The following is a 5,175-nucleotide window of genomic DNA, read 5'->3' on the forward strand; positions in this document are numbered from 1 at the left end:
CAGCCGCGCCGGGCGTGGCGCCGTCGGCGGTGGGCGCGGCCCCGGCGGTGCGCTCGTACAGCTGGTAGCGGTGCTGGTTGTAGTAGTCGGCGTAGAGGCCGGCCAGCAGCGAGTGCAGCACGGGCCGGGCCGGGAACTGGGCCGTTTTCACATCGGCTTCGAGCAGGGCAATGGCCTTTTCGTCGGCGTCGTTTTCTTTGTTCTCCAGCAGCCGAATTTTATAGAGCAGGGCCCGGACGTAGGCGGGGGTGTTGTTTTCACGCCGGGCCTGCTGGTAGATTTTTTCGATGAGCGGCGCGGCGGTGGCCGTTTGCTCTTTTTTCAGGAGGGCGTCAATTTTTTTCCACTGCGCGGGGTACGGCGTGATGGGGCCCGGCGCGGCACGGTCGGCGAAAAAGGTCATCAGCAGCAGGAGGCAGGCAAGCAGGAACGGGCGCATAAGCGGCAGCGAAGGGAACGGTTGGGGCCCCAAAGATGCCGGGACCCGCCAGATTCCACACGGGCCGCGCAATTATCTTCGGGCCACCCGCCACCCGCCCGCCGCAAACATCATTTACTGATAATCTGGGGGATAAGGTTTGTACATTGCCGGCAGCCGACCTTTGGCCAAGGAGTTTATAGAAGCGTCAGGCACAAATTATTCCGCCACGGCCGCGGCCACCGGGGCCCCGCGGGCGGGCAGACCCCGCCCCTTCCTTCGCAGCTATATGGAGTGGTACCAAGCAGAAATAGCGCGGCTGTTAGCCAAGGCCCCGGGCCGGAGCACACGGCCTAAGGTTGTGTTCTACGGCAGCAGCACGTTCACCCAGTGGCCGGGGCTGACGCAGTGCTTCCCGCAAATAGAGGCCGTTAACCTGGGGTTTGGGGGCTCGACGCTGGCGGCCTGCGCCTGGTTTTTTGGGCAGGTGGTGCCCCCGCACCGGCCCGATGCCTTGCTGGTGTACGCCGGCGACAACGACCTCGGCGACGACCGCACGGCCGAGGAAGTGGTGTTGTTTTTCGACCACCTGCGGGCCAGCGTCGCGGCGGCGCTGGGGGCCCTGCCGCTGTGCTTCGTGTCCATCAAGCCCAGCCCGGCCCGGCGGCACCTGCGCGGCCGCATCGAGTACGCTAACGCCGCCATTGCCCAGCGGGTGGCCGCAGTAGGGCCCCCGCTGTACTTCCTCAACCTCTACGACCGGATGCTGGACGGGCGCGGCAATCCCCAGCCGGCCCTGTACGCGGCCGACGGCCTGCACCTCTCGCCGCTGGGCTACGCCCTCTGGCAGCAGGAAATTGACGCCCAGCTCACCCACATGCGGCTGCAAAACCTACCGTCGGCGCCCGACCGCCCACTCCTCACCTAGCCCCCGCTTTGCCATGCGCCGCGAGTACCACGAATGGTTTAGCCCGGCTTTGGGCCGGCGGATGGAGCTGGCCGTTTTTGGCGAGGGCGGGGCCCGGGTGCTGCTGTTTCCCACGCGGCGGGCCCGGTTTTTCGACTACGAGCACTGGGGCGTGGTGGAGGCCCTGCGCCCCAAGGTGGAAGGCGGCTGCTTGCAGCTCTACTGCCTCGACAGCATCGACGCCGAAAGCCTTTATTGCGCCGCCAAGCACCCGGCCGAGCGCATCGGGCGCCACTTGCAGTACGAGCGCTACCTCCTCGGCGAGGTGCTGCCCCTCACCCAACAGCTCAACCCCCACCCCTGCCTGATAGCCGCCGGGTGCAGCATGGGGGCCTACCACGCCGTCAACCTGGCCTTCCGGCACCCGCACTTGTTCGCTAAAGTGCTGGGCCTGAGCGGCCGCTACGACCTCACCCAGCCGATGGCCTCCTTCCGCGACTTGTTCCAGGGCTACGTCGACGAGGCCGTGTACCTGAACACGCCCAACCGCTTCCTGGCCAACCTCACCGACGAGGGCTACCTGGCCAGCCTGCGGCAAATGGAAGTCACGCTGGCCGTGGGGGCCGAAGATGCCTTTCTGGCCGACAACCTGTTCCTGAGCCAGCTGCTCCACGGCAAGGGCATTGGCCACCAGCTGCACGTGTGGGCCGGCGAGGCGCACGCGCCGCCGGCATGGCAGCACATGGTGGAGCTGTACTTGTAGAAGGACCCGCCCGGCGCTATTTGTCGGCCGCCACGGGCAGGCTGGCCAGCACCCGCATGGCCTGGGCGGCGTGGCGCTGCAAGTGCACCACGAGGTATTCGAGCTGGTCCACCAGGCGCAGGCGCAGCAGTGGAAACAGCGGGTTGGGGATGCGGACCGCGTTGGCGTTCACCTGGCGGGCGCGCAGCACGAGGCTCAGCAGCTCGTCGAGCTGGCGGCTGTACACCTCCGTCACGGTGCGGGTGAGGCGGGTGCCGGTGGGAGCGTAGCGCTGGGGCGTCATGCGGGGCTTTTCGGTGGCGGGCACGCGCAAGCTGGCCACTAGGCGGGCTCCTACCAGGCCGGGCTTCACCGTGGGCGCGGGCTGGCTGCCGCGTTCCTGGGCCCGGCGCAGGCGGGCCCCAATGGTGGGCAGGAAGTAGCCGCCCACGATGTTGAGGTGCTCCAGGCACTCGCCCACGCTCCAGGGCCCCGGGCCTGGGCCGGGGCGGCGGTTCAGCACCTCGGGGCCCAGCGGGTGGAACTGGCGCTGCGCCTGCACCCGCAACACCAACAGGGCGTTGGTGAGGTCGTCTAAGAAATCAGAGGAGGCACGGGGGGGCGCGGGCATACGCAGGGAGACGCTTACAGGAATGCAATATTACAGCCAGCCACCCGATTCGGTTCAGCAGGGCCCTACGGCAGCGCTTGGCCGGACAGGCTACTGCCGGGCAGTAGCGGGCCGCCGGGCCCTTGGGGCCCTTGGGGCCCTACGCACAACATGCTTCCCGGTGGCCGGGAAGCATGTTGGATGGGCATTGAGGCGGCCGCAAAAATTATTTTTCGTCGCCTTCCGCACGGCCGGCGTTGGGCTTGGGGGCCGTATCGGCTTGCTCGTCGGGGGCCCCGGCGGGGCGGGCGGCCTCTTGGGCGGCGGGGCCGCTGTTCTTGGCGTCGCGCTGCTGCTGGGTGTAGTCGCCCTGGGCCGGCGAGCCGCCCGTGGCACCGGGCTGGCCAGCGGCGTACTGGTCATCATAAGAGCCACCCTTCGAGCCGAAGCCCTCGTGCATGGCCTGCTGGGCCGCGTTGGCACCTTCACCAAAGCCACTGCGGTCGTCACCAGTGGCGTAGTCGGGCTTATGCGCTTCGCCCTGCCGGCCTTTGTCCCCATAGCCTTCGCCAGCGGCATCCGGGGGCGGGCGTGCCGCCGGTAGCGGGGGGCGCCGGAGCCGCGCCCGTGGCCGCCGAGCCACCGGGGCCGTTGGCCGAGCCCTGGTTGTCATAGCCCCCGCGTGAGGAGCGGTCGTCTTCGCCCTGGTTGCGTTGGGGTGCAGCGGTGGGCGCCGCCGTGGGCGTGGGGGCCCCGCCGCCGAAGGCCGTGTGGCCGTAGTCGGCGGCGTAGCCGGGGCCCTGGGCGGGGGCAGCGCTGTTGTCGTTCTGCTGGTTGGCGCGGGCATCGTCGCGGCCGGGCAGGTTGCGGGTGTCGTGCTGGTTGCCGCGGCCGTCGGGGCCCGGCGTTTCGGGGCCGGGCGCGGGCGGCAGGGCGGCGTCGGGCGAGTTGGCATTCACCAGCTGGTTGCGGTCGGGCTGGTAGGAATTGTGCTGCGGGCCGGGCTCGCCGGGGCCCCCGTAGTAGCGGTCTTCGGGCGAGTTGCGGGGCTCGTAATCGGCCTCGCGGTACTGGTTGCCGTAGCCGCCGTGGGTGTTGTGGTCGCCCTGGCGGCCAAACTCGCCCCGGCTGGCGTCGGCCAGTTGATTGTCGAGGCGGCCCGCGTCGCCGGCCACGTCCTGGGTGGAGTTGCCGAAGTTGCCGCCGTAGCTGTTGGGCTGCCCGGCCGGGGCCGGGTCGCTAGGCTCGGGGTCGAGGTCGGCGGGGTCGGCCTCCTTGTTTTCCTGCTGGCCGTGGTTGTCCACGCCCCCTTCGCTCACGCTGGTTTCGGCATCGGCCAGTTGCTCGCTCGACACCGGCCGGACGGGCGGCGTACCGGCCGGGGGCACGGGTTTCGTGGCCGTGTTGCCCACGGGGCCGTCGACGCGGTTACCGGCGATGTCGTTCGATTCGGTGTTGAGGTTTTCGGTGCTCATGGGGCGAAGAAATTAAGGGGTTGGGAAAGCCCCGGGGGGCCCCAAACTATACGCGCGCCCCGGGCCACGGTTGGGGCCCCGGCGCGGCGGGTTGCGGGCGGGGCCGTATTTTTGCGGCCACGCTTCCCTTTTATTTTCGATTCGCTGCTTATGGAAACCGGTACGGTTAAATTTTACGACGACGCCAAGGGCTTCGGCTTCATCATCCCCGACGGCACGGAGGAGGAGATTTTTGTGCACCAGACTGGCCTCATCCACGAAATCGAGGAAGGCGACCGGGTGCAGTTCGCCGTCAAAGCCGGCAAGAAGGGCCCCAACGCCGTGGAGGTAACGCGCATCGTGTAGCCCGTTTTGGCCCACAAAAAAAGCCGGCCCCGCGCACTGCGGGCCGGCTTTTTTTGTGGGCCCCGGGGCCGTTATTTCTTGGCTGGGGCCTGGTACTTGGCCACGCGCACACCCACGGCCATTAGCCCGGGCAGCTGGTCCTGGCGCATGAACTGCTCCAGCGTGAGGGTGTAGTTGCCGGGCTGGGCGAAGCGCTGGCGGGGCAGGGCCAGAATCTGGTGGTCAAAGATGTCGCCGGTACCGCTGCCGCGCGGCTCACCGGTTTTGGGGTCCATCAGCAACATCTGGTGCAGCAGCGGGGCCCCCACGCGGCCGCCGGGGCCCGTTAGCGTCGCCTTCACGTAGAGGTTGTAGAAGGGGTACGCCGAGGCGTTGCGCACGTCGAAGTACACGTCGTAGCGCGCCGCCGTGTCGGCAATGGCAAACGAGAAGGCGGGCTTCCGCTGCACGTCCCACGAGTTGTTGGGGAAGTCAGTATTCTCCTCAAACACGCGGTTGGGGTCGCAGCCGGCCAGCGCCAGCAAGCCCAGGGCCCCCACCACGGCCCGCGGCCGCACCCAAAAACTCAAATCAAAAAGGCGAAGCATATTCATTTATTATCATAAGCTTAAGCACCGGCCGGCGCGGGGCCAGCACCAGGATTGGCGGCGCCGTCGCCGCCGCTGCGGCCTTCGCCAC

At 68.3% G+C, this 5,175-nt stretch carries 8 protein-coding genes; 3 read left to right on the forward strand and 5 right to left on the reverse strand.

Annotated elements, in window-relative coordinates:
- The coding region (locus BEN49_RS11200) for a hypothetical protein (protein ID WP_141765648.1) at positions 1-439 on the reverse strand (439 nt) is incomplete at its 3' end.
- A gap of 268 nt (positions 440-707) precedes the next feature.
- Here BEN49_RS11200 and BEN49_RS11205 point away from each other — a divergent pair.
- Both BEN49_RS11205 and BEN49_RS11210 read left to right on the forward strand, forming a co-directional pair.
- Positions 708-1,346, forward strand: a complete 639-nt coding sequence (locus tag BEN49_RS11205) for a GDSL-type esterase/lipase family protein (protein WP_070743352.1) — start codon at positions 708-710, stop codon at positions 1,344-1,346.
- Between the two features lie 13 nt (positions 1,347-1,359).
- On the forward strand, positions 1,360-2,088 hold the full coding sequence (locus BEN49_RS11210; RefSeq protein WP_070743353.1) for an esterase family protein: 729 nt from the start codon (positions 1,360-1,362) through the stop codon (positions 2,086-2,088).
- Positions 2,089-2,104: 16 nt separating this feature from the next.
- Here BEN49_RS11210 and BEN49_RS11215 read toward each other — a convergent pair whose 3' ends face one another.
- The 3 genes from BEN49_RS11215 to BEN49_RS11225 form a co-directional block, all read right to left on the reverse strand.
- Positions 2,105-2,698 (reverse strand): DinB family protein, encoded by a 594-nt coding sequence (locus BEN49_RS11215; protein ID WP_070743356.1) that lies wholly within the window; start codon positions 2,696-2,698, stop codon positions 2,105-2,107.
- Between the two features lie 205 nt (positions 2,699-2,903).
- Positions 2,904-3,137, reverse strand: coding sequence for a hypothetical protein (locus tag BEN49_RS11220; RefSeq protein WP_070743359.1), 234 nt, complete (start codon positions 3,135-3,137; stop codon positions 2,904-2,906).
- 67 nt (positions 3,138-3,204) lie between these two features.
- The gene (locus BEN49_RS11225; protein WP_070743361.1) at positions 3,205-4,152 is read right to left on the reverse strand and encodes a hypothetical protein; all 948 of its coding nucleotides are present in this window, start codon (positions 4,150-4,152) and stop codon (positions 3,205-3,207) included.
- Between the two features lie 150 nt (positions 4,153-4,302).
- Between BEN49_RS11225 and BEN49_RS11230 the strand changes: the two genes are divergently transcribed.
- Entirely contained in the window at positions 4,303-4,497 is a 195-nt protein-coding gene (locus BEN49_RS11230) for a cold-shock protein (protein WP_070743364.1), read from the forward strand.
- Positions 4,498-4,568: 71 nt separating this feature from the next.
- Here BEN49_RS11230 and BEN49_RS11235 read toward each other — a convergent pair whose 3' ends face one another.
- Entirely contained in the window at positions 4,569-5,084 is a 516-nt protein-coding gene (locus tag BEN49_RS11235; RefSeq protein WP_070743382.1) for a gliding motility lipoprotein GldH, read from the reverse strand.
- Positions 5,085-5,175: the final 91 nt, after the last annotated feature.

Origin of the sequence: Hymenobacter coccineus (assembly GCF_001816125.1) — a bacterium.
Taxonomy (GTDB): Bacteria; Bacteroidota; Bacteroidia; order Cytophagales; family Hymenobacteraceae; genus Hymenobacter; species Hymenobacter coccineus.

Coding starts and splice junctions, on each gene's coding strand:
- BEN49_RS11205 (WP_070743352.1), top strand. CDS start 708: ATGGAGTGGTACCAAGCAGAAATAGCGCGGCTGTTAGCCAAGGCCCCG.
- BEN49_RS11210 (WP_070743353.1), top strand. CDS start 1,360: ATGCGCCGCGAGTACCACGAATGGTTTAGCCCGGCTTTGGGCCGGCGG.
- BEN49_RS11215 (WP_070743356.1), bottom strand. CDS start 2,698: ATGCCCGCGCCCCCCCGTGCCTCCTCTGATTTCTTAGACGACCTCACC.
- BEN49_RS11220 (WP_070743359.1), bottom strand. CDS start 3,137: ATGCACGAGGGCTTCGGCTCGAAGGGTGGCTCTTATGATGACCAGTAC.
- BEN49_RS11225 (WP_070743361.1), bottom strand. CDS start 4,152: ATGAGCACCGAAAACCTCAACACCGAATCGAACGACATCGCCGGTAAC.
- BEN49_RS11230 (WP_070743364.1), top strand. CDS start 4,303: ATGGAAACCGGTACGGTTAAATTTTACGACGACGCCAAGGGCTTCGGC.
- BEN49_RS11235 (WP_070743382.1), bottom strand. CDS start 5,084: ATGCTTCGCCTTTTTGATTTGAGTTTTTGGGTGCGGCCGCGGGCCGTG.